Source organism: Nostoc sp. (genome assembly GCF_036917315.1).
Taxonomy (GTDB): Bacteria; Cyanobacteriota; Cyanobacteriia; order Cyanobacteriales; family Nostocaceae; genus Nostoc.
On record NZ_JBALDR010000002.1, the window covers coordinates 218085 to 242729 of the forward strand.

The following is a 24645-nucleotide window of genomic DNA, read 5'->3' on the forward strand; positions in this document are numbered from 1 at the left end:
GTATGTCTACGACGGGCTACTCCTACGCAAACATTTTATTGAATTAAAAATAATTCTTGAAAAAATAGCTAATAGCAGCACAAAACGGAGTATATTGACCATTGGCATCCAGTTTTTCATAACCTTGAGCAAGTAGCTGTATTTCTGCTTCAGTTAAACCATCAGTAGCAAGCAATGCAGCGTCAATTGCTAGCCTACGCATATTTTGCAGCTTGCTGATATTGAGTGCAAGGTTTTCAATTGTTGTTTCAGCAGCAGCTTTTTTCGCTGGCTCATCTGTTGGTTGAATTTCTCCAGAAGCAGGGTATTTGAAAAAATCAGTGCAGGTTATTTCTAGAGGCGAAACCATCAGATGCTCGTCGTACCAGTTATCTTTTCTATGACCACAATGTACTGGTACTCGAGGTTGTTTTTCATCTTCACCTTGACATGACACCATGAGATTTGCGTATTCATAAGTCAATTGTGGATAAATACTTTTGGGTTTCAAGTGTTCAATATGGCATTCATTCCTAGTGATCGAAGCACCACAGTAACAACAGATATAACCTTGTTCACAGAGCAATGCCTCGAACACATCATTTTTCACTGATTTTTTGAATTTTATCCAAGGAAGTACCTTACTGCCAAGGTTATTATTCCATTTAGTTAAGCTAATCGGTTTTGCAACCTTTTTTATATACTTCATCTATTGAGAATTTCCTTTCGCCGAATGAGTACATCCGCTTTGACAAACTCTGGCTCATCTGCTCCAATTTCATTAGCCAATTGTTGACGTAATCGCCTAGCACCTTCAATATTTCCAGCATCAATTAGTCGAAAAAGTTCTAAAAGACTTTCCTTAATTTCCTTGGGACGTTCTGGAACACCCATGAGGTCTTCTAATATACGATTGCTATCTCTACCAAAAGAACTTTCTGGTCTTTTAGCAACAACACCTTCATCTTTTTTTTCTAGAATAAAAATTCCTTTTGGCTTGACTTGGCTAATTACTTGAGGCGAATGCGTGGTGACAATAAATTGGCAATTGGGGAATGTTCTTGTCAAAGCTGGAATAATTTCTCGTTGCCATTTGGGGTGTAGGTGGAGTTCAATTTCATCAATTAAAACAACGCCACTACCTTGGAGTGCATCTGGTAAACTAGGGTTAGCGATCGCTAATCGTCTTGCTAAATCTCCCACCATAGCCAGCAAGCATTTCTCCCCATCAGATAGTTGATTAACTATGAGTTCTTTACCTTGTTTTTGCACAGTCATTCTCATTAGCGGGGAACGACGCACTCGTAAATTAGAAAAACTCGGTATTAATGAAGATATGGCTTGCCTGACTGATTCTAATTGCCTATCCCGATAACTAGAATTACCTTCTAGGCGTAACTCATTCTCTAAATCTTCTTGCTTTTTAAACCATTCAAAGAAGATTCTAAACTCACTTCCTACTCCTGTAAGTGCGTTTTCATATACATCTATTTGTTCAAATGAATGCTTTGTGCGAATCTTCAAAGGAATATCCAAGACTGCACGATTGGTGGAATAATAAACTAAGACAGGAATATTTAATTGATTAGATATATATAAATCTTTTTTGATATTTTCAGCAACCTTTGTTATGGCTGACAGGTTAGTGTTAGTATCTTTGCTTAATCCTTTATGTACCTTGGTTAGAGACCATATTGCTTCTTCAGAATTCAATGAAACAGTGATTTCGTTATGTGTTTCCTTTTGCCCATTAGTGATGTCTTCCTCCCTGAAGACTCTTCCTGAAGATGTTGAGTGTTGAATCGAGCTAGTAAAACGCGATAGAAGAATAGCAAGGCAATCAATAATACTCGATTTACCTACGCCGTTGATACCAATAAATACCGTTGGCTCTGCTTCATCGAACTCAAGCGTCAAATCGCCGATTCCACGGAAGGATTGCATTGTCAGGCGCTTGACTTTCATAGTTTTAATAACGCTGAATGTAATTTACTTGGTGCGTAATACCCAACCTACAACTAATCGAAAGCAGACTTGACATAATCAACTGCTAAAGGTGTGATTTTATCGACAAGATTATTAATGACGCCTCGTTCATATTCAGTCCAAATTCTAGGATGACCAAAAATGCATGGTTGTAAAATTCCCCAGAGTTGTCCATCCTGACGTATATGGGCATGAATAAGGGCCCGATGTCCAAAATTCTTCTGTTCAAATTCTCGATTTAATACTTGAGGAGCAGCAGTTTCTACATCTTCAACAAAGATTGAACGTTCAGCACGTAACGCAGCCGCAAACATCGGATCTTCATCTACTAAAGTTGGGGGTTGTGCTGCCCATTCTTCATTATAAACAGTTGGTATATCTGGAGTACGAATCCAACAAAAGGCAACTCTACCAAGATCATTTTGGGGATTGTGCAGGTATAGAAAACATCTATCAGACTGCAAAAAATCGCCTATAGCTGGTAATAGTGCAGAAAATATAGCCTCTGGTGTTTGAGATGATTCTACAATATTTTTGAGTCCAGAAGTAAGTTCTTGCTGAGTCATATAACTAAGCTGATTTTAATTGAATAATCCCTTTATCAAAAACGCGATTATTAGTAGCGATCGCACTTATTTCTATTCTATCTTTATACACTTCATAAGAAGCAAAACTTAAGTCACTGGTAGAATACCCTGTCCACTCAGAACGCCCTACAGGACGATTACCAGCACCCGCGCCACAAATTAAGTAAGTTGTCCCATCAATAGCACGAGTGCGCTCATAATTATGTTCGTGACCATTGATGTAAAGTTGAACGCCGTATTTTTTAAATAGCGGAGTAAAAGTTTTAATAAAATCTGGATTATTCCCATACTGACCCGATGAATAAATTGGATGATGACCAAATACCACTTTCCAAGGAGCATTACTAAGACTTAATTCTTTTTCTAACCAAGGTAGCTGGTTTTTCCAATCAGCATTTCCGTTAGTATCTAAAGCAAAAAATTGCACAATTCCGCGACGGAATGTATAGTAACGTCCCTTCATATTAAAGCCAGCATACTTGACTTGTAGATCGCCATTAGCGGTACGAATATCGTGATTACCTAAACAAGCCTGAAATTTCACACCTTGCTTGAGTAAACCTTGATAAGGACGCTCAAAAACTGCATTAATTTTCTCAATTTCGCCGTTATTGTAAATGTTGTCTCCAGCTAAAACGACTAAATCATAAGGATTTTTCTTATGATACGCATTCATAGCTCCAGCCACAGCATACTGTCCTTTAGCCCCAGTCCCCGTATCTGCTACAGACACAAAACGTAATAACAAGTCTTTTTTGGTTGGGTTGGCGGCTATAGCTGTTGTTGAATCGCTAATATCAGCACTTTGATGATTTTGATGAGCAAACATCCAGCTTAAAAATCCTGTACCAATGGCGCTGACGCTACTTAAAAATAAAAATTGACGGCGTTTCAGTTTCATAAATCACCAAATTTAATAAATAATCAGTTTAGCGAAAACAATGAGCAATGAAGTGATACATTAATGCAAAAGAAGGCAGCACCAGTAATAATGTACGTTGTTTGTCTTTGATTCGCTGCTTTTGGTGAAAGTTCCATGTCACAAGACAATCAGTCAAAACCGACGGATGAGCAGATAACTCAACCTCCCCAAAAACCTTACCAGAGAGTTCAGCCATTTTGGAAGGCTAAAATTATCCAACTTCTCCAAGGGACGATTGGGGTTTTAGAAGTAACGGTGGAAAAACTGGAGACAGCACCTCCACCTGGTAGTGAGGAAAAACCTGGTTTTTTTCAGCAGCTTCAGTTGAGATGGGGTGGACTGTTAAGGACAATCCGCTTGTTTTTACCATCAAATTTGTCAACAAAGTTATCAGATACAGCTTTGACGGGAATTGTGACTGGAGTTGCTGTAATTCTCGTTTGGACGACTACAACTGTATTTACTGGTAAACCTACGGAAATAGCAACCGTTCCCCCGGTTGAAGAGGTTCCCATACCAACACCAACGATAACTACTCCACCGGAATCAGTCGCACCAGAACCACAGCCACCAGAGGAAATTACGCCGCCGCCAGAAGTACAAATTACGCCACCAACGCCGGAACCGGAACCAGAACCAATTCCTACGCCAATCCCAACACCAACGCCAATCCCAACACCGACACCCATCATAGAATTGACACCTGAACAAGCTTTGATTGCGGCTATTGAAAATCAGGTAGCCGAAATTAGCGATCGCGTTGCCTCTGGTCTGATAAAGTCTATTCAAGCCAACTTCCGTACAAGTAACTTGACTGTCAAAATTAGTAATGATTGGTACACTCTCAATGAATCTCAGCAAGACAAACTAGCTGCGGAAATATTACAGCGCTCTCAAGAACTTGATTTTACTCATTTAGAAATTATTGACTCCCAAAATACGCTGATAGCTCGTAACCCGGTTGTTGGGACTGAAATAGTAATTTTTAAACGGCAAACAGCAAGTTAAAATAATTCGTAATTTGGACGTTTAACTTTAAGTATTTATGTTAGACAACGTTTCGCTATTGCTGAAAGCTTGTGAAAATTTAAACATCAGCTATGAAATTCTTCATCCTTCGGAAAACTTAGTCAAAATAAAATTGAATAGTAAACAGCATTATTTTTGTAACTATAGTACTCCGTTGCTTAATCAAGCAGTAGCACACCTGCTCAAAGACAAAGAATATACTTATCATGTTTTAAATAAAAAAGTTAAACTTCCTCGGACAGTGGGTTTTCTTTCCCCTTTTTGTGACACCAAATATAAAATTTACTTAAAATTTCCAACTATTCAAGATATCGTATTAGAAATAAAGGAAAATTTTGAAACACCAGTAATTATTAAAAGAAACTCCGGTGCCAGCGGACATAATGTCTTTTTGTGTAAGAATATAGATGAAATTGAAACTGCTTTAAAAGAGATTTTTACTATCAATAATAAGTATGATTACGTCGCTCTTGCTCAAGAATTTATTCACATCAAATCTGAATATAGAGCGGTTTTCTTAAATAGAGAGTTAGTTTTGCTCTATGAAAAAGATATAACTGATGCCAAATTTGTCGGTAATCTCAGTCCTTTACACTGGGATGGTGCGAAAGCAAAGTATATTAACGATCCACGAATAATATCAGAGATTACTAATTTTGCTAAACCAGTTTTTGAAGAGTTAGACCTTAATTATGGTGGTTTTGATATTGTATTAGATCGAGATAATCAATATTGGTTAATTGAAATCAACTCTCACCCAAATTTTGGCATTTTTATTAGAGACAATGGAGAGGAGCATGTGTTGAAAATTTTTGAAAAAATGCTTGTTAGCCTAGCCTCAAATTGAAGAAATAAATTATCAGAAAGACGCGATAAATCGCCGTCTCTACAAACGACTGATTATTCGGCGATTTATCGCGTCTCTTGCTTAACTCCTAACTCACCACTCTCATTGTCTGAGTTGGTATCCATACAGTAAAAATTGAACCAATACTTACAGTTGATTCTACTTCAATTCTACCCCGATGGAGTTCTATAAGTTGTTTAGTTAAAGCTAGTCCAAGTCCCGTACCTTCGTAGCGGCGGCGATAGGGTGTATCTAGTTGCTGAAATTTTTCAAACAGTAATGGTAATTGTTCTTCAGGAATACCGATTCCGGTGTCTTCTACTTGAAAAATAGCGGTGTCGTCTTCCACCCAAAGACGTAAAGTAACGCTGCCACTTTCAGGGGTGAATTTAATCGCATTAGTTAACAGATTCAAAAGAATTTGTTCTACTCGTTTTGCATCGGCGGTAAAGCGATCGCGCCTGGGATCGATTTGCAAATCAAGTATAAGATTAATTTGTTCAATAGTTGCTTTTTTTCGCAGCGACTTCACAGCATTTTCGGCAACATTCACCAAAGAAAATTCCGAAATATTTAAAGCCGTTTTACCAGCCTCGATTTGTGATAAATCGAGAATGTCGTTAATCATTCCTAATAAATGTTCTCCACTGTCGTGGATGGTTTGCAGATAACCGCGTTGTCGTTGACTCAACTCACCCAACGGCCAGCGTAATAATGTCGAAGACATCCCAATCACATAAGTTAAAGGCGTGAGTAATTCGTGACTGATAGTAGCGAGAAACTCACTTCTGATCCGGCTAGCAGCTTCGGCGGCGAGGAGAGCATCACGCAGAGCCATTGTGCGCTCAATAACTCGTTGTTCGAGATTTTGTTTTTCTTGAGTGAGGGTTTGCATTAACTCAGCTTGGTGAATAGCGATCGCTAATTGTTCTGCGATCGCAACCAGCAAGTTTTTTTCGCTATCATTCCATTGGTGGGGTTCATCGCAATGATGAGCAATCAGCAATCCCCACAGTTTGTCCTCAAACATAATCGGTGCAGCGAACTTAGCCCTAACTTGGCATTCCCTTAAAAAATTTAACAAACACTCTTCCAAAGCATAAGTTTTTTCGACATCATCCACAGCTAAGGTAAAACCTTGCTGATACTTCTCCCAACATTGAGAGGTTCGGACAAAGCAATTTTTTTCCGTGTAATTCAATACCGATGTAATAGCATCTCTAGCACGAGCTTCATAGACAATATAACCTCCATACCGTTGGTAATCTTCTAATAATGTTTGATTATTAACTGATACAGAAGGCGAGTGTTCACCCTGGTTCTCATGTATAGAAAAATAGATTTCGGCCGGTTTACAAACTGATAGTTCCATACCTGTTGTCAGTGCCGTTTCATTCAGGGGAATAGTATCAGATTGGTATTGTTTACTATTGACTTGGGAACCTTCAAATTTATAAATTACTAATCTGTCTAATTCCAGAAACTCACGCACCTGTGTAATTGCCGTCGCCATAATGACAGGCAAATCTAGGCTTTTGCGGATCTGCGTTGTTACCTGATTTAACAACCGCTCTTGGGAAATCTGTTTTTTTAAAGCATCTTCCACTGGCTGACAGATATAAACTGCTGGCCCAACTGGGCTTGGAGATGCTATTATTTCTTGGTTTGGCTGAGTTAGGAGATATTCTAATAACAACAGCGTAAATTGACTTTGGAGCGTGGCATCATTAGGTCTAATAATTTGCTGATAGCGTTCGAGATTTTGGTGAGTATAAGAATCGCACTCAAACAAGTCTCTCAATTCGTAGATAAAAGAAGCGATCGCCTCCAAATTAAACGTCAACTGAGCATTGATTTCTGAGTAAATTCCTTGCCCCTCTGTTTCCCTGCTTCCTTGCTCAAAGGTTCCTACCAAAAGGACGCTAAACTGCTCAGAAACCACTAATGTAAACCTTTGCCTTTGCCACTCCACAGGTATGTAAATCCGCACCAACACAGCTTCTGTTAGTATCAAAACGGCACTTCCCACCGTTTGAGCCATCTGTTCTAACAACTCCCCAAGCTGATTAAATACAACAATAGGCAAGGTTCGAGAAAAGCTCAAATCAGGAGAACTAAGCATTTTCAATCATTTTGGTAAGAGAGGGCTGAATCCAGGGAAAAAAGTTTGTTTTGATTATGTACTAACCAATAACTTAAAACGGTAACACAGGATTATGCATCGTATAAGTAGCACATCGGGTGGATGGAATCAGTCAGAGGGTTTAATTTTTTTAGAACAAACTCCCGCGCCTTTCGTGTTGATTACGGCTGCTGATACTGACATTCAAACCTTGGCAGCTGCGGTGACAAAATTACCCCCAAGCTTTCCGGCATTAAGAGTCGCCAACCTATTGCAGTTACAGCAACAATTAAGCATAGATACTTATGGAGAGCAAGTTTTGGAACTTGCCCAAGTAATTATTTTGCGCCTATTAGGAGGACGTTCTTATTGGGGTTATGGCTTAGAAGTAGTGCAAGAAATTGTGCAACGTAATGGTAGAACCCTCATTGTAATGCCAGGGGATGACGCTTTTGATCCCGATTTAATTTCCCAGTCTACCGTGCCCTTGGCTATTGTTAACCAAATATGGCAGTATTTTAGCGAAGGCGGCGTGGAAAATTTCGTTAATGCTCTGCAATTTATCTCCGATAGTTGCTTATTAACTGCATATAATCCCCCACCACCTCAGCCGATTCCGCGCGTGGGATTGTATGAGTGGGGATTGGGGGGGCAGGGGAGCAGGGGGGCAGGGGAGCAGGGGGGCAGGGGAGAGTTAGAACTTCGTTCATCCACCTTTGAACCGGATGAATCCACCTCAGATACTCGTTCATCCACCTTTGAACTGGATGAATCCACCTCGGAACTCCGTTCATCCACCTTTGAACTGGATGAATCCACCTCGGAACTCCGTTCATCCACCTTTGAACTGGATGAATCCACCTCAGAACTCCGTTCATCCACCTTTGAACTGGATGAATCCACCTCAGAACTCCGTTCATCCACCTCGGAACTGGATGAATCCACCTCAGAACTCCGTTCATCCACCTCGGAACTGGATGAATCCACTTCAGAACTCCGTTCATCCACCTCGGAACTGGATGAATCCACTTCAGAACTCCGTTCATCCACCTCGGAACTGGATGAATCCACCTCAGAACTCCGTTCATCCACCTCAGAACCTCAAATCTCGCAATCCCCAATCCCCAAAGTCGGCATCCTTTTCTACCGCGCTCATTATTTAGCCGGGAATACTAAAGTCATTGATGCTTTATGCGAAGCTTTGGTACAGAAAAATTTACAACCAGTGCCAGTATTTGTTTCTTCATTGCGCGAACCAGATGTGCAAGTTGAGTTGAGTGAATTTTTTCAACCCAAAGAAGCTGAATCAATCGCTGTGCTGCTGAATACTACCAGTTTTTCTCTAGCACGCTTGGAAAGCGAAACACCCCAAACCGAACTTTGGCAAAAATTAGATGTGCCTGTGTTGCAGGTAATCCTCAGTGGCGGATCGATTGAGCAGTGGGAGTCACAGTTTCAAGGGCTTTCTCCCCGCGATATTGGGATGAATGTGGCGCTACCAGAAGTAGATGGGCGGATTATTACTCGTGCTGTGTCTTTTAAAGCCTTGCAAACTCGTAATCCCCATTTAGAAACAGATGTGGTAATTTATGAACCAGTGAGCGATCGCATCGAGTTCGTTGCTAAACTAGCAGCAAATTGGGCGCGTCTACGTTCCAAACCCCCCCAAGAACGTCGAATTGCTCTAATTCTGGCAAACTACCCCAACCGCAATGGCCGCCTCGCCAATGGTGTGGGACTCGACACCCCAGCTAGTTGTGTAGAAATCCTGCAAGCTTTACATCAGGCTGGGTATGAAGTAGAAAATCCACCTGCTCAAGGAGACGAGTTGATTCAACGGCTGACAGATGGTGTAACCAACGATCCAGAAGGTAGAGAATCGCTTCCGGTACACCAAAGTGTTTCTTGGGAAGAATACCAAGAATATTTCGCTTCATTACCGCCAGCAGTTCAACAAGGTATTAGCGAAAGGTGGGGAAACTTAGAACAAGGAAGCAATCAACAATTATTCCCCTCTGCCCCTCGGTCACTGAGCGTAGCCGAAGTGCTGCCCCCCCGCCCCTCTGCCTCCATCCCCGTTCCCGGAATCCAACTCGGCAACATCTTCGTGGGAATTCAGCCAGCAAGAGGTTATGATAATGACCCCAGTTTGAATTATCATGCACCGGATTTAGAACCAACCCATGATTATTTAGCTTTCTACTATTGGGTTAGAGAAACTTTTGGTGCTGATGCTGTAGTTCATGTGGGAAAACACGGAAATCTAGAATGGCTACCGGGTAAAAGTGTGGCTTTATCGAGTAATTGTTATCCAGAAGTAGCTTTTGGCGCACTTCCCCATCTGTACCCGTTTATTGTCAACGATCCTGGCGAAGGTTCCCAAGCCAAACGTCGCGCTCAAGCGGTGATTATAGATCACCTCACGCCGCCGATGACTCGCGCGGAACTCTACGGTTCTTTGCAACAATTAGAAAATTTGATTGATGAGTATTATGAAGCAGACAGTTTAGATCCTTCGCGTTTGCCAGTGATTCGCGATCGCATCCACGAACTGGTGATCAAAGAAAATCTCCATCTAGATTTAGGAATCCAAAATGAAACAGAAATTTTTAATTCTGAATCCTTAATTTTGAATTCCATCGGTGGCTATCTATGTGAATTAAAAGAAGCCCAAATCCGCGACGGGTTGCACATTTTTGGGCAATGTCCCCAAGGAAGGCAGCTACGAGATTTAATAGTAGCGATCGCTCGCATCCCCAATCGCCATTCTTCAGGTATTACCCGTGCGATCGCTCAAGATTGGGGACTAGACTTCGATCCCCTCACAGCCGATTTGTCAATGCCTAGCGGTGAATACTCAATAGTCAATGGCACAGAATGTCGTACCCTCGGTGATATCGTCGAAGTCCTAGAAGAACACGCCGCCCTCTTAGTAGAACAACTAATAAATCAAACCTCTTGTAGAGACGCGATTCATCGCGTCTGTGCTGGGGGGGGAGACGCAATGAATCGCGTCTCTACCTGGATACGCGATCGCCTCCTCCCAGCCTTACAAAAAACCCCCGAAGAAATCACCCATTTATTACACGGACTCGATGGCGGATATGTCCCCAGCGCTCCATCTGGCGCACCCACACGCGGCCGCCCAGAAGTTCTACCAACAGGGAGAAACTTTTATTCTGTCGATATTCGCGCCATTCCCACCGAAACAGCTTGGGATATCGGCAGAAAAGCCGCTGAAACCCTCGTAGAATATTACACTCAAGAACATGGCGAGTATCCCAAAACACTAGGTTTATCAATGTGGGGAACAGCCACCATGAGAACAGGCGGTGATGACATTGCTGAAGCCTTAGCTTTACTCGGAGTCCAGCCTGTATGGGATGGTGCAGCACGGCGAGTAGTAGATTTTGAAATTTTGCCCCTAGCGATTTTGGGGCGTCCCCGTGTAGATGTCACCTTGCGAATTTCGGGATTCTTCCGCGATGCTTTTCCCAACTTAATTGACTTATTCGATCGAGCAGTATCAGCAGTAGCAGACTTAAATGAACCGCCAGAACAAAATCCTCTAGCGGATGCAGTTCGCCAAGAAACGGATTTGTGGACAAGCCAAGGATTAACTTTAGAACAAGCCGTGGTGCGATCGCGCTATCGCATCTTTGGTTCTCGTCCAGGTGCTTACGGTGCCGGACTCCAGGGTTTAATCGAATCGCAAAACTGGACAGATGACGAAGATTTAGCCCGCGCCTACATTAACTGGAGTTCTTACGCCTATTCTTCGGAAAACTTGGCAGGGGAGCAGGGGAGCAGGGGAGCAGGGGAGCAGAGGGGCAGGGGAACAGGGGAGCAGGGGAGCAGAGGGGGAGAAATTCTTCCTAGTTCCCAGTCCCCAATGCCCAATACCGAAGCTTTCGAGCAACGCTTGTCTCAAATGCAAATTGTCCTGCACAATCAAGACAACCGCGAACACGATCTACTCGATTCTGATGATTATTACCAATTTCAGGGTGGCTTAACAGCGGCGGTGCGTTCTCTACAGGGGAAAAATCCTCAAACTTATTTTGGAGATAATTCTATACCCGCCCAACCACGCGTTCGTCAACTGAAAGCAGAAATTGCACGAGTGTATCGTTCTCGCGTAGTTAATCCCAAATGGATTGCAGGAGTGATGCGCCACGGATACAAAGGAGCCTTTGAAATGGCGGCGACAGTAGATTATCTATTCGCTTACGATGCAACCGCAAAATGTGCTGAAGATTATATGTATCAGGGCATAGTAGATGCTTATTTACTCGATCCAGTTGTTGTAGAATTTATTCAGCAAAATAACCCTTACGCACTGCGTGATATTGCTGAAAAATTATTAGAAGCACACAAGCGCAATTTATGGGAGGATGTAAATATAGGAACATTAGAAGCTTTGAGGAACCTAGTACATCAAGCTGAAGCAGTTATCGAAGAAAAATCAATGGTGTAGGAAACAAATATGGAGAATCTTGCGTATTTGCACCTAGCTTTCGCCTACGAAGACAGCACACCCAGTGAATTGGTCTCCCTCAGTTCCTTGTTTAAGGACGCAGCTGCACCAGACTGGAAAAGGCTTTCAGGTAGGGCTTGGAAGTATATGTTGCCCCTTGCTCTGTCTTTATCTATTCTTGGCGCTGTCAGCAGCGTCATGGCACTAGAAAAAGGCGATCGAGGCCCTTCTGTCAGAAATCTACAACAAAATTTGAAAACAGCAGGTTTTTACCAATCTTCTGTTAGCCAGGTATATGACGCATCCACACAAGAAGCTGTGCGGCGCTTCCAAAAGGCCGCTGGTTTACCAGTGGACGGCATTGTTGGAGCAAGCACCCTGCAAAAATTAGAAAATTGGCAGGCGAAAAAGCCCACAACTAGGGCTACACAAGCTCAAAGAACCGCTGCTGTAAGCGCACAAGCGAAAAAGTCCAGCACTACTAGTTCAGCCACTAGCCAGCGCCGCAATCCCAACTACCTTGCCAAGGGGGATGAAGGTGAAGATGTCAGAGCTTTGCAAGAACAGTTAAGAGTCGCAGGCTTTTATTACGGAAACGCCACAGGAATATTTGGCCCAATTACCGAAGAAGCTGTCAAGCGGTTTCAAGATTCTTACAAATTAAGCGTTGATGGAATTGCAGGCCCAGCAACATTAGGTAAATTGCCCGGAGTTGGCATCGGTGATGGAGAAGAGGCTCCCAAAAAGGTAGTCAATCGAGACAAACTTCGTGTAGGCGATCGCGGTGAGCCAGTTAGAATTGTTCAAGAACAATTGATCCAGGCAGGATATTTAGAGGGAGAGCCAAATGGCTACTATGGCCCCTATACTGCCGATGCTGTGAAGAGATTTCAGGCAGCTAACTTCTTAGCAGCAAGTGGTGTTGCTGGCCCAACTACACGAGCTAAGTTATATAGCTCAGTTAATACTACTAGCAAAAGCGAATTTAATACCTTAGAAATTCAAACCCGACTACGAGAGCGCGGTTTTTATAAAGGCAAGCTGAATGGTGTGATGGCAGATGACACCAAAAAAGCGATTAAACAAGCCCAAGAATTCTACGGCATTAGCCTCAAGGATCTTAAGAGCGGACGCTTTTAACATCCGCTTTGGTGTCGTTAGTATCAGTTCCCAACTGGTTGCTTGCCTCCAGTAACAGCAAATTACGAACTGCTCAGATTCCATTTATTTGGTTAATTTGAGTAGTTTCGTCTTATTTATCCACCCAAACGCTAAAGCGGCATTAGCGCCCGTTGGCACTTGGGGCACACTGCATGGATGGTCATTTGACAGTCTAAGAGGTGAAAACCTTCTTTTTGAGCAGTTTTCGACCCAATTTTTAAAATCGAGTCATTTTTAAACTCAATAGTTGAGTTGCATCGAACACAAATTAAGTGATGGTGATGGTGGGGATAGGGCTGGTTGATCTCATAATGCTTATGTCCCTCGCCCAATTCTAGTTCCCGTAAAATTCCCATCCTTGCCATCAACTTCAAAGTCCGATAAATAGTTGACAGACTGATCCCTTCACCATCAGTTTCGAGCCGATGATAAAGATCCTCCGCACTCAGATGTTCTCCTTGCGGAAGTTCTTGAAAAATGTGTAAAATTGTTTCGCGCTGGGGAGTTAATCGCCAGCCTCGTTCGTTCAGTTCTGCCTTGAGTGAAGTAGTTGTGTAGACAGTCATACTAATAGTTCTCAACAAAGCTTGTTAGTTGAGAATATAACAAATCTTGGGAGCAATTTGCAACAATCATTGCCTATTGAGAATTCTTACTAAATATTTAAGAACAATTCATCAAATCTTGAGCAAAATTCAAGTAATAAGCTGTAGTGCATTTAATTTGCATACAGCTAATAGTTAGGATACTTGTAACTATTGCATCCCTTGACGTTGAATTTTGCCTAAGTTAAATTTGAATTGCTTAGTTGCTGCCCACCTTCAAGATATCTGAGCAAAGATTGGGGACAACTTTTATACAGTTTAATGCTAATTATTTGCTGTAAGCCTATAAAAGGCTTTTAACTTAGGGATCAAATCAGCATTTTGTCCCTAGTCATTTGTCAAGTGTAGTTTTCTAATGACAAATGACTAATGACAAATGACTAACTTAGAGATTCCAAATAGTCGCGGATGAGGTTGCGGCGCTTGGGTTGACGTAGCTTTTGCAAAGCCTTAGATTCAATTTGGCGGACTCGTTCGCGCGATAAGTCAAGAGCGCGGCCAATTTCTGCTAAAGAATAAGGATGACCATCTGCCAAACCAAACCGCATCAGAATTACATCGCGCTCCCGGCTAGTTAAATCTGACAGAAGATGATGCAAATCTCTTTGTAAAGATTCTCGCATTAACATCTCTTCTGGAGTTACACTGTCAGTTTCGAGTAATTCGCCTAACTCAGTGTCTTTATCCTTACCTACTTTGGTTTCCAAAGAAACGGAGCGAGGAACCCGCAATAAAACTTCTCGTACTTGGGTCGGTGTCATCTCTAACTCAGTTGCTAAATCTTCTAGAGTTGGGGTGCGACCTTTTTCTTGAGCAATTTTGCGTTGAGCCTTTTTGATTTTGTTTAACTTTTCGGTGATGTGAACCGGTAGGCGAATCGTGCGACTAGAAGTAGCGATCGCCCGTGTAATACCCTGACGAATCCACCAGTAAGCATAGGTACTGAAGCGATAACCCTTAGTTGGGTCAAATTTTTCTACAGCCCGCTCCAAACCTAATGTACCTTCTTGGACTAAATCCAACAATTCCAAACCACGATTTTGATACTTCTTGGCAACAGACACAACTAAGCGAAGATTCGCCTTAATCATGTGTTCTTTTGCTTGGAGTCCTTGGGACTGAACTTGCTCCAACTCTTCTACAGTCAACTTGGCGATTTCAGCCCAGCGACGTTTGCCATTTGCCAAAGTTGGCCTAAGATCGGATAAAACTATATCAGCAGTAGCAGCCCATCTTTCCAAAGATGGGCGATGTCCTAGCTCCGAGGTTAGACGTTCTTGAACTTCAACTAACCTTAGATAGGGTGTAATCACTTCATCCCCAAGCTTTGCGGCGTTAGCAAGTACTATCCGCATCCGCAAGTAACGCTGGACTTTTTGAGCTTCTGAAACCTCTTCATCGCGCCCCAACAAGCGAACCCGACCAATTTCTTGAAGATATAGACGTACTAGGTCTGTACTCCGACGGTTAGTGCTAGCAGCAAAGTTAGCATTGTCAACAGAAGCAATTTCTAGCTCCTGTAAATCATCTACCGATAACTCACTGTCATCAACCGTGAGATCCGAGTCCAAAGCCTGGCTAGACTTTTTGGTGTTGTAGGGGGCGTCTGCATAAAAAGATGTTGCTGGCATAAGATCGTCTCAATGGCTCCAGGTAACAATAGATTTCGGTCAGCTTAGATTACGGTCAGCTATTCAACTGTTGCTATTGTTCCCGCGATTAACGATGAACTAACATGGTTGAACGTTCCATTACAATTTTTTTAGAAATTAACTGTAAGGGTTTTATTGGATACAGGATTACTGAACTTAATCGGCTGCTAAACTTTTGATTAAACCAATAGCTATTTAAATCCACAGCTAGGTTTGCAATATTTCAACTACTTAGTTAATATTTCAACCTTGATGGTTTTTTGATAGTAACTTTTGTAACACAGTATAAACATCCTTCAGTGAATGTCATCTTTATAATTGGCATAGTCACATTTACATGGGTGCAAAAGTAATATCCTGACGATTTAGCAATTTTTTCTCAGGATTATTCAGGTATAAGTAGAACTAATAGATATCGCAGAAGTGATTAGCATTAACGGCAAAAATTCTCTCGACACGGAGATAGTATATGTAAATAAGTTATTAAATACCCTCTCCGTATTCCTGCGTCGTCTTGTATGTCAGTCTTAAAGCGCCAATTTCAACTTGACAGACTACTACAGCAAAGTGCTGAGTGCTGTTAGCGGTAGCAGGGCGTTTAGCCCGTGCTGAGTAATCAGTTGTTTCAAGACTTTGAGCAATCAACACTGTTTTAACCTATGTGACTACAGCTATAACTAGTAGTTGTACTCTGGCTTGATATCTCGCAACATCAGTTCATCAAGTGCTTGTCTGGGTGTGATTTCGCCTTGAAGTAACCGATAAACTTGCTCGGTAATTGGGACTGCGATGTTTTGTTGCTTGGCTCGTTGCATCAAAACTCGGCAAGTGTTTACTCCTTCAGCAGTTCCTTGTAAATTTGCGAGAGTTTCTGTAAGTGACTTACCACCAGCTAGCTGATAGCCGACTTGGTAATTGCGACTTAAGGGACTATTGCACGTTGCTAACAGATCCCCTAGACCCGATAACCCATAAAATGTTTCCGTCTTAGCGCCCCAGTTATTGCCGATGCGAACCATTTCGGTAAGTCCACGGGTGACTAAAGCAGCTTTGGCATTGGTTCCCAGTTGTAAACCATCGCACACACCAGCTGCGATCGCAATCACATTTTTCAGTGTTCCCCCCAGTTCCACGCCCAAGGGGTCGGGATTCGTATATACCCGGAAACGATGAGAAGAAAATACTAACTGCACTACTTCCGCAGCCGTGGGAATATTACTGGCTACCACCGTGGCTGCTGGTAATTCCATTTGAATTTCTTTTGATAAATTAGGCCCAGACAAAACAACCACTGGATGGTTAGGGAATATTGTTTGCCAAATTTGCGACGGCGTGCAGGTAGTTTGGGGATCTAAGCCTTTCGTCGCCGTCACAAAAATTGTCTCTGGAGAAAGGGGGAAAGACTCAACTTGGGAAGCAGCATCTCTCACACCAATCATTGAGATAGCGGACAGGACTATTTGGACATCTTTTAAAACTGCTTGAAGACTTTCGGAACGTTGACGCGACCACACGCGCACCTGATGACCATTTGCAGCGGCGAGATTTGCCAGAGATGCACCCCAAGCACCTGCACCAAGAATTGCAACAGAAAGTTTTGTGTTGGAGTACATCTGCTCACTCATAATTCCTAATTCCTAACTCCTAACTTTTGAGCGTGGGTAACGTTCCATCAATTCCCTGACTTGTTCTGCATGATATGAGCTTCTTGTCAATGGAGAAGAAACAACTTGTAAAAATCCAATTTCTTCGCCGAATGCCTTCCAAGCTGCAAATTGTTCTGGATTGACAAATTCATTTACTTGCAAGTGTTTTTGACTGGGTTGGAGATATTGCCCAATGGTTAAAATGTCGCAATCGACAGTTCGCAAGTCTTGCATGACTTGGCGAATTTCGGCGTCAGTTTCACCGAGTCCAACCATAATCCCAGATTTGGTGTATGTGCTAGGAGAAAGTTGGCGAGTGCGTTGCAATAATTCTAATGTGCGATCGTAGTTTCCTTGGGGACGCACCCGACGATATAGGCGTGGAACAGTTTCGGTATTGTGGTTTAATACCTCTGGCGCAGCCTGTAGAATTAACTCTAGAGCATTCCAATTACCGCATAAGTCAGGAATTAGCACCTCAATTGTGGTGTTGGGTGAAACAGAGTTAACTGCATCAATACACGCTATAAACTGAGATGCACCACCATCAAGCAAGTCATCTCGATTTACAGAAGTGATTACTACATGATTAAGGTTCAGGCGGCGAACAGCTTCCGCTAGTCGTGTAGGTTCTGTAGGGTCTAGTGGTTTGGGTTTTTTCTCAAAATCAATATCGCAGTAAGGACAAGCGCGTGTACAAGCCGGGCCCATAATCAAAAACGTAGCAGTCCCAGCGTTGAAGCATTCACCAATGTTCGGACAGGACGCTTCCTCGCAAACTGTATTGAGGGCTAAATCCCGCAAAATTTCTTTAACGTTACCGATGCGTTCGCGCTGAGGTGCCTTTACCCGCAACCAGTCTGGTTTTACAGTCACAATCCGCTTTTACCACTAGAGTTATACAAACTTAATCCTAGCAAGCAAAGTCTTTGATGAAGCGATCGTATATAGATGTAATTCTGCTATTTGGCACAGATTATGATATTCTTGATTTATAATACCATTTTTATGGCGGGATGTGGCGCAGCTTGGTAGCGCACTTCGTTCGGGACGAAGGGGCCGCTGGTTCGAATCCAGTCATCCCGATTGTTTGTAGAGCGACAAATTATTTGTCAAATGCTCTCCTATGAACTTAAATATAACTGACTTTCTTTGGGTTTAAGCAGTACCACCCGAAGTCGTGTACTTAAAGGTTTCAATCCCTAATAGGGATTTTAGCTAATTGCGATCCGCGATGTGGCCAGGTTCCTAATACTTTAATTGAGTTTCAATCCCTAATAGGGATTTTAGTTGATTGCGATTTGAGACTTACGCACGAGAGATAAGCATTGCACCGTTTCAATCCCTAATAGGGATTTTAGTTGATTGCGATCGATCCTTTGGAAGTAGGATTGATTTTAGCAGTGTTTCAATCCCTAATAGGGATTTTAGTTGATTGCGATAAAGTCGAACAATCGAATAACCCAGACGATCGCTGTTTCAATCCCTAATAGGGATTTTAGTTGATTGCGATAAGTACAAGGCTTGGCTTGCAATGACTCCAGACCGTTTCAATCCCTAATAGGGATTTTAGTTGATTGCGATTCGCCTTGATGCGTGGTTTAATCTTTCGTCGTCAGTTTCAATCCCTAATAGGGATTTTAGTTGATTGCGATTTCATTGCTCCCCACTCTTGGGGGCTAATGGCCTCGTTTCAATCCCTAATAGGGATTTTAGTTGATTGCGATAATTGGGGCTTGCATCTTCAAAGGTGTAGATCCTGTTTCAATCCCTAATAGGGATTTTAGTTGATTGCGATCGCAGGCGTCTGAAAGCCCTGTGTTATTTGGTTTTCAAGGTTCAATAGCGCGAATGCGAAAATCATAACATAAGGACTGGGAATTGTGATAACTGTAAATAACTGGAAGTCAGTTTATATCAGGTGCGCGGATGGTTTCAAGATGCTAAAGCTCTCAAATTATTGCAGATAAGTCAATCTAGCCATTTTTGTAGTTCCCCCTTCATCAACACCTACTCATTCGCGCACTTGGCAAAAAAACTAGTCTGATTACTTAAAATTTTTCCTTAGCAGCCAACATCTGTAAAATCTTTTCTACATGATCCAACTCTCCAACGATTCGCCGAATTGGGTGAGGCCAAACCTTGACAAGGGTAGGAGTTGCAGAAACCTGATTTAGTTCTGCTTGTTCTGGATGACTTAAAACATCAATCACCTTCAGAGTATAAGGATGTCCGAGCGATCGCTCTAACAATTCGTGTAAATTTTGCAGAATGCGTTCAGTAGAACTGCTATGTCCGGCAACGAACAACCGGAGAACATAGCCTTGGGTGATGGCTTCTTTTTTTTGTATTATTACTGGTTGGTGATATTTTGGTACAGGTTCAGAAAGGTCTAAGCGAACAATTAAATCGTGATCCTCCCAAAGCTGCCCAAATGAAGAACGATAGGTTGTTAACACCATGCGATCGCACAATCCCTCTTGCCAAGGAGCTGCTTGCCATACTAATTCTCCTGTGCCAAAAACAGCATTAAGCAAAGCTTGATGTCTAATTACAGCCGGATAAGCTTCAGCAAAAGTTCGCACTTGTTGAGTGCGCGGATCTAACCAATTGTCAATAGTTGCAGTATAACAAGGCACTAAAAAGTGTGGCGGCTCTGGTAAATCTAGAATTTCTTGCAAAGCCGAGCACAAATGCAAATGCCATCGACCTTGCTTGCTAGGGTCTATGCAGTAAATTAAATCTCCTCCAGGTGTAAATAGCGCAATGCCTTTAAACAGCTGGGGCGTAGATAGTTTATTTGTTGTCAAGTTATTCATAGAGGCTAGGGAACTAAAAGTAAAAATTCTCTCTTTTACCTTTTACCTTAGCTATAACCTCAACCAGGATCGCAAAGATATTTGGGATTGGTTACTGGGAGAGCAGGGAGCAGGGAGAAGAGTTTTCTCCTCTGCCCCCCGCACCCTGCCCCTCTGCCTCTTCCCCAATCCCCAATCCTAAACTCGACCTCGGAGAAACTGTGCCATTTCGTTAGGAGTTGGTGACATTTCCAAAGCAGTCTCTTCAGTAATGCGCCCCTCTTGATAGAGATTGAGCAACGACTGATTCATCGTAACCATGCCGTCAAAGCTAGCTTGTTTCATCAACTCGCCAATTTCATCATACTTGCCGTCTTTGATCCATTCTTTAATAGCCTCAGTATTGATCAGCACATCGTGGAAAGCAGCCCGCTTCCCGTCAGTTGTGCGACACAAACCTTGGGCAATTACTGACACTAAAGACTCGGAAATTGCCACCCGCATTGCATCCTGTTCGTCACCAGAGTAGAGATTGAGAATCCGCTCAATGGTTTTAACAGCGCTATTGGTGTGCAGGGTTCCCATGACTAAGTGACCAGTCTGAGCGGCTTTTAGGGCGGTGTTGACTGTTTCCTTATCCCGCATTTCTCCCACCAGAATCAAATCTGGATCTTCCCGTAAAGCTGCTTTCAAAGCGTTGTCAAATTTCCGGGTATGCATTCCCACTTCCCGTTGTTTGACTAAAGACTTACGGCTTTGATGGATAAATTCTATTGGGTCTTCAATGGTGATGATATGCTTGGCCATCTCCTTGTTGATGTAGTCAACCATCGCTGCCATTGTGGTGGACTTACCAGAACCAGTGGGCCCAGTCACCAAAATTAAACCTTTGTGGTGATGACAAATATCCCGAAAAATTGGCGGTAAATTCAACTGTTCCATAGTTAAGATTTTCAGAGGAATCAACCGCAAGACCATTGCAGGTCCTCTAAGCGTGCCAAAAACATTAATCCGCACGCGAGCAAAGTCATATTGAGTTGCTCCGTCAAATTCTAAATGTTCTTCAAAGCGCTGAATTTCCCCCTCACTCATCACCTCCCGCAACCAACTCATGAAAGCTTCTTTATCTGTTTCTGGATAATCCGTTGATTGAATTTCTCCTCGGCTGCGGAAGCGGGGTACTTCACCTACACCCAAGTGCAAGTCAGAATATCCCTGATCGTAAGCTAACCTGATTAACTTCTCTAAAGTCGGCCCCGCACTGCTGTTTTTAGGGGTAGCTGAATTAGGTATTGGCGGTGGACTACCCGGACGATGACCTGCAACAGGCGGATTAGTGCCTCTATCCATTGACATATCGAGTGTTTGTGTCATCTGCCGCTGCGTACTAAAGGTTGGAGTTGGCGGTGGTGGCGGCGGCATTGGTGGCAAATTACGTCCGGCAGCAGAGTTAGAATTTAATGGAGACTGTGATTCTGTCATATATCTTCACATTTGGCAGTTAAAAAGTTGAATTAACGAGAAGTAAAGTCACTTGCTTTGATGACTTTTGGAGAATGCTTGTCTGCAAGCCTTAGCGGTGATAGAAGGCGATTGAAACTCTAGAACCACGGTCAATCTATTTCATCCACCTCAATTGGTATCTTTTATTTCCTAAAATTTCATTACTCAGAATATTTAGATAGATTATTTAACCTATCTAAACTGGTTTAACACACGTAAGGACTTAAAACACCTCAGTAAATACACATGGATTTAAAAGTAATTTTTAATGCTTTTATTTTAAAGTAAATATTCTCATGACTTAGATGAGAAATTTATCCCAGGCATGGGCACGAATTGCCAGCAATTAACAGTACAAATACTAGCAGTTCATTTATTCAGCCCGTCTAGTAATTATGAGAAAAACTACTAATTTTTATAAGAAATGTTAAGTTGAATAGGAGTGATATCGTGGGGATCAAGGTTAAAAGCTCATACCTTTTAGGTTATATACCTGAAGGTAGATGCAGTAAACAAGTTTTTTTAATAGATAGAAAGTTGAGTTTATATTCATAATTACGAAAAATTAACTGTAAACTTTAGTAAACAAATGCTCATTTTCCCAATTAGTTTTTATATACTGAATTTCACTGAAGAACAATTCAGCTTACTCGCAAAAAGCGAGATATGACTGAAATTAAAATCTGTTGTGTATTTTGGGAGGAAAAGTCATGGTTTCTGCTCAAAGCTCTAATCAAGGAAAGACCTACTCCTTGTTGATGATTAAAAGCTTTTTAATATGGACTTTTACATTAGCAGTCTGTTTGTTGGTTGTGGGTTTTCCACTAGTTGTCTTGATGGCTACGGTCGGATGTCTGTTGTCGATTATCTTGCAATCTGTGATGCCTGTTAGTGCGGTTTTGCTTGTAGCAGGCGCTCTAATAATGTTTAATGTCATGGCAGTTGTATTGGCTGCGGGTGTGCTAACTGTTAAGGGAGTTCATCCTAGTGAAGTTAAATGGTTAAGCTGGCTGCATGGAGAGGCAGACCAAATGCAGGCTACTGTTTACGCTGCTTGCCCTCTAACTTGTGAGATTAAATAGTTATTACAGGTTAATTAGACAAACAGTGCGTCTGCCCGGTTAAGCCGGGTTTTTTCATGGTTTTTATAATTTGAAATTTTAGAGGATGTCTGAAAAGTTTTTTTGTATACACCTAGCCATTGGAGATCCCCCTAAATCACCCTTTTTAAGGGGGACTTTAAGACTCTTATCCCCCATTTTTTAAGGGGAGTTAGGGGGGATCAACAAATATTTAATACTTCTCAGACATCCTCTTAAATAGTCATTACAGGTTAATTAGACAAACAATGCATTTGCCCGGTTAAGCCGGTTTTTTTTATATCTTGTGTGATTTATCCATTAATATTTATGGTTTATGTGAGGATTGACCGCCGACTATTGACCATAGACCATTGACTATAGACGATTGACTATAGATGGTAAATTACAGATGACTAATGACTAATCAAAAACGCGTTTGCATTATCTTAGGTACTCGGCCGGAAGCGATTAAACTCGCTCCAGTGATTCAGGTTTTCCAAAAGTCTTCAGAATTTCAGTTGCAAGTAATTCTAACTGGACAGCATCGAGAGATGGTTGAGCAAGTTATGCAACTGTTTAATATCAAGTCGGACTATAACTTGGAAATTATGCAGGTTCAGCAATCTCTAAATGATATTACTTGCCGTAGTTTACAAGGATTAGAAGCATTATTTAAGGCGGAAAAGCCAGATTTCGTAATCGTGCAGGGAGATACTACCACTGCTTTTGCCGCAGCTTTAGCAGCTTTTTATCAAAAAATTCCTATAGGCCATGTAGAAGCAGGGTTAAGAACTGATGATATTTTCAATCCTTACCCAGAAGAAGCTAATCGGCGATTGATCTCTCAAATTACTCAGTTGCACTTTGCGCCAACTCCTTGGGCTGTAGAAAATTTGCATCGTTCTGGTGTTTTGGGTGAAATTCACATGACGGGTAATACGGTAATTGATGCATTGTTAAATGTCGCTGCAACCCAGGTAGTTTGCAATGTCCCAGGATTAAACTGGGAATCATATCGGGTTTTGTTAGCAACAGTTCATCGTCGGGAGAATTGGGGAGAACCTTTGTTAGCGATCGCTCAGGGTTTTTTACAAATCTTAGACAAGTTTCCTGATACAGCTTTGCTCTTACCATTGCACCGCAATCCGACAGTGCGAGTCCCATTGCAGGAACTTTTAGGGAATCATCCCCGGATTTTCTTGACAGATCCTCTAGATTATGGCGAATTGGTGGCAGCAATTGGGCGATCGCATCTTTTGCTCACTGACTCTGGTGGCTTGCAAGAAGAAGCCCCCAGCTTGGGAAAACCAGTACTAGTTTTGAGAGACACTACCGAAAGACCAGAGGCTGTGGTAGCTGGTACAGCCAAACTTGTTGGCACTACGACTGAGAACATTGTTGCAGCCGCGGCTGAGTTACTCAGTGACTCAGATGCTTATGAAGCGATGGCAAACGCAATCAATCCCTTTGGGGATGGTCATGCAGCAGAGCGCATTTTGCAGATTGTACAAAATTACATTCATGGATAAGGAAGTTTGTAGTAAGGACTTTAGTCCTTATTTCTCAAGCACTAAAGTCCTTACTACAAACCCTCAAAACTAGTTTGACAATATTTACCAAACCACGAGATTTTCCAAGGCTGACTTCTGGCTAAATACCCAGAGCCGATCGAGTTTCGGGGCCTACAACACCATCTACAAGTAGACCTTTGCTTTGCTGAAAGCTTCGGACTCGGCTAACAGTTTCTTGACCGTAAATTCCATCAATTCTAAGATTACCTAAAGCAGTTTGCAGGTCTCTGACGAGCTGACCTTTTGAACCAGGGGTAAGAATCACCGAACCGCCAACCCCACCGGGTTTAGTCACAGGACGATTGCTGGGTCTATCACCAATCCATCGGGCAAAAACGTATCTACCAGTAGAAAGTCTGGCAAAACCGTTTTCATATCGTTCAATTGCTGGAAGTGTTGCGCCATTTGGTACACAATCCACATATGAGTAGTTGCTGCTTGGGCCGGAACGGACACGTAAACAACTGCCGTTAGTCTTTACATAGGCAGCCGAACTCACTTGAATTTGGGTTACAGCAGCAAATAATACACCGACACCAGCTAAAGCTAACCAAGCCGAAGATTTAAGCAGTTTTTTCCAATTGAATTGAGGTTGAGGAAGATGATAATTAGTGTTTCCAGATGCCTCTTCTTGAGCAATAAACATCTGGGAATAAGCAAGATATTCCATAATGCACT

19 protein-coding genes, 1 tRNA gene and 1 CRISPR repeat array are annotated in these 24645 nt (G+C 42.3%); of the genes, 7 read left to right on the forward strand and 13 right to left on the reverse strand.

Going from position 1 to position 24645, the window contains the following annotated elements; all coding sequences use genetic code 11:
- Positions 1–43 precede the first annotated feature (43 nt).
- From V7K84_RS01645 to V7K84_RS01660, 4 genes are read right to left on the reverse strand one after another with little or no spacing between them, the layout of a single operon-like run.
- Positions 44–688 carry a retron system putative HNH endonuclease gene (locus tag V7K84_RS01645; protein ID WP_334835742.1) on the reverse strand — a complete coding sequence of 215 codons (645 nt, stop codon included), beginning with the start codon at positions 686–688 and terminating at the stop codon, positions 44–46.
- Positions 685–1944 carry an AAA family ATPase gene (locus V7K84_RS01650; RefSeq protein WP_334835744.1) on the reverse strand — a complete coding sequence of 420 codons (1260 nt, stop codon included), beginning with the start codon at positions 1942–1944 and terminating at the stop codon, positions 685–687. Before V7K84_RS01650 ends, V7K84_RS01645 begins: the two co-directional genes overlap by 4 nt.
- Positions 1945–1997: 53 nt before the next feature.
- Complete coding sequence (locus V7K84_RS01655) at positions 1998–2531, reverse strand: GAF domain-containing protein (protein ID WP_334835746.1); 534 nt, start codon at positions 2529–2531, stop codon at positions 1998–2000.
- A gap of 4 nt (positions 2532–2535) precedes the next feature.
- Positions 2536–3453 (reverse strand): metallophosphoesterase family protein, encoded by a 918-nt coding sequence (locus V7K84_RS01660; RefSeq protein WP_334835749.1) that lies wholly within the window; start codon positions 3451–3453, stop codon positions 2536–2538.
- Between the two features lie 135 nt (positions 3454–3588).
- Between V7K84_RS01660 and V7K84_RS01665 the strand changes: the two genes are divergently transcribed.
- Positions 3589–4482 carry a hypothetical protein gene (locus tag V7K84_RS01665; protein ID WP_334835751.1) on the forward strand — a complete coding sequence of 298 codons (894 nt, stop codon included), beginning with the start codon at positions 3589–3591 and terminating at the stop codon, positions 4480–4482.
- A gap of 37 nt (positions 4483–4519) precedes the next feature.
- Positions 4520–5350 carry an ATP-grasp domain-containing protein gene (locus V7K84_RS01670; RefSeq protein ID WP_334835753.1) on the forward strand — a complete coding sequence of 277 codons (831 nt, stop codon included), beginning with the start codon at positions 4520–4522 and terminating at the stop codon, positions 5348–5350.
- Positions 5351–5438: 88 nt separating this feature from the next.
- Here the strand turns inward: V7K84_RS01670 and V7K84_RS01675 are convergent, their stop codons facing one another.
- Positions 5439–7472: a GAF domain-containing sensor histidine kinase gene (locus V7K84_RS01675; RefSeq protein ID WP_334835755.1), complete on the reverse strand. Its 2034-nt coding sequence runs from the start codon at positions 7470–7472 to the stop codon at positions 5439–5441.
- 94 nt (positions 7473–7566) lie between these two features.
- On the opposite strand from V7K84_RS01675, the gene cobN reads away from it, so the two are divergent.
- Positions 7567–11949, forward strand: a complete 4383-nt coding sequence (cobN, locus tag V7K84_RS01680; protein WP_334835757.1) for a cobaltochelatase subunit CobN — start codon at positions 7567–7569, stop codon at positions 11947–11949.
- Between the two features lie 9 nt (positions 11950–11958).
- A complete protein-coding gene (locus V7K84_RS01685; protein ID WP_334835759.1) occupies positions 11959–13089 on the forward strand; it encodes a peptidoglycan-binding domain-containing protein in 1131 nt (376 codons plus the stop codon).
- A gap of 131 nt (positions 13090–13220) precedes the next feature.
- Here V7K84_RS01685 and V7K84_RS01690 read toward each other — a convergent pair whose 3' ends face one another.
- The 5 genes from V7K84_RS01690 to lipA form a co-directional block, all read right to left on the reverse strand.
- Positions 13221–13676: a Fur family transcriptional regulator gene (locus tag V7K84_RS01690; protein WP_012407750.1), complete on the reverse strand. Its 456-nt coding sequence runs from the start codon at positions 13674–13676 to the stop codon at positions 13221–13223.
- Positions 13677–14095: 419 nt separating this feature from the next.
- Complete coding sequence (gene sigC, locus V7K84_RS01695; protein WP_334835761.1) at positions 14096–15346, reverse strand: RNA polymerase sigma factor SigC; 1251 nt, start codon at positions 15344–15346, stop codon at positions 14096–14098.
- A gap of 504 nt (positions 15347–15850) precedes the next feature.
- Positions 15851–16015 (reverse strand): hypothetical protein, encoded by a 165-nt coding sequence (locus V7K84_RS01700; RefSeq protein WP_334835764.1) that lies wholly within the window; start codon positions 16013–16015, stop codon positions 15851–15853.
- A gap of 29 nt (positions 16016–16044) precedes the next feature.
- Positions 16045–16980 carry an NAD(P)H-dependent glycerol-3-phosphate dehydrogenase gene (locus V7K84_RS01705; RefSeq protein ID WP_334835964.1) on the reverse strand — a complete coding sequence of 312 codons (936 nt, stop codon included), beginning with the start codon at positions 16978–16980 and terminating at the stop codon, positions 16045–16047.
- Between the two features lie 24 nt (positions 16981–17004).
- Positions 17005–17889 carry a lipoyl synthase gene (gene lipA / locus V7K84_RS01710; protein WP_334835766.1) on the reverse strand — a complete coding sequence of 295 codons (885 nt, stop codon included), beginning with the start codon at positions 17887–17889 and terminating at the stop codon, positions 17005–17007.
- 136 nt (positions 17890–18025) lie between these two features.
- Here lipA and V7K84_RS01715 point away from each other — a divergent pair.
- Positions 18026–18099: transfer RNA gene (locus V7K84_RS01715), tRNA-Pro, on the forward strand.
- A 106-nt stretch (positions 18100–18205) separates the two neighbouring features.
- Positions 18206–18811: a CRISPR direct-repeat array (repeat unit 37 nt; unit sequence GTTTCAATCCCTAATAGGGATTTTAGTTGATTGCGAT).
- A gap of 253 nt (positions 18812–19064) precedes the next feature.
- Here V7K84_RS01715 and V7K84_RS01720 read toward each other — a convergent pair.
- Positions 19065–19832, reverse strand: a complete 768-nt coding sequence (locus V7K84_RS01720; RefSeq protein WP_094349010.1) for a circadian clock KaiB family protein — start codon at positions 19830–19832, stop codon at positions 19065–19067.
- A 177-nt stretch (positions 19833–20009) separates the two neighbouring features.
- Positions 20010–21293 (reverse strand): type IV pilus twitching motility protein PilT, encoded by a 1284-nt coding sequence (locus V7K84_RS01725; protein WP_334835769.1) that lies wholly within the window; start codon positions 21291–21293, stop codon positions 20010–20012.
- Positions 21294–22024: 731 nt separating this feature from the next.
- Here V7K84_RS01725 and V7K84_RS01730 point away from each other — a divergent pair.
- Together V7K84_RS01730 and wecB are read left to right on the forward strand one after the other, a co-directional pair.
- Positions 22025–22396 carry a hypothetical protein gene (locus V7K84_RS01730; RefSeq protein ID WP_094349008.1) on the forward strand — a complete coding sequence of 124 codons (372 nt, stop codon included), beginning with the start codon at positions 22025–22027 and terminating at the stop codon, positions 22394–22396.
- 416 nt (positions 22397–22812) lie between these two features.
- Positions 22813–23925 (forward strand): non-hydrolyzing UDP-N-acetylglucosamine 2-epimerase, encoded by a 1113-nt coding sequence (gene wecB, locus V7K84_RS01735; RefSeq protein ID WP_334835771.1) that lies wholly within the window; start codon positions 22813–22815, stop codon positions 23923–23925.
- A gap of 121 nt (positions 23926–24046) precedes the next feature.
- Here wecB and V7K84_RS01740 read toward each other — a convergent pair whose 3' ends face one another.
- The gene (locus tag V7K84_RS01740) at positions 24047–24637 is read right to left on the reverse strand and encodes a peptidoglycan-binding protein (protein ID WP_334835773.1); all 591 of its coding nucleotides are present in this window, start codon (positions 24635–24637) and stop codon (positions 24047–24049) included.
- Positions 24638–24645: the final 8 nt, after the last annotated feature.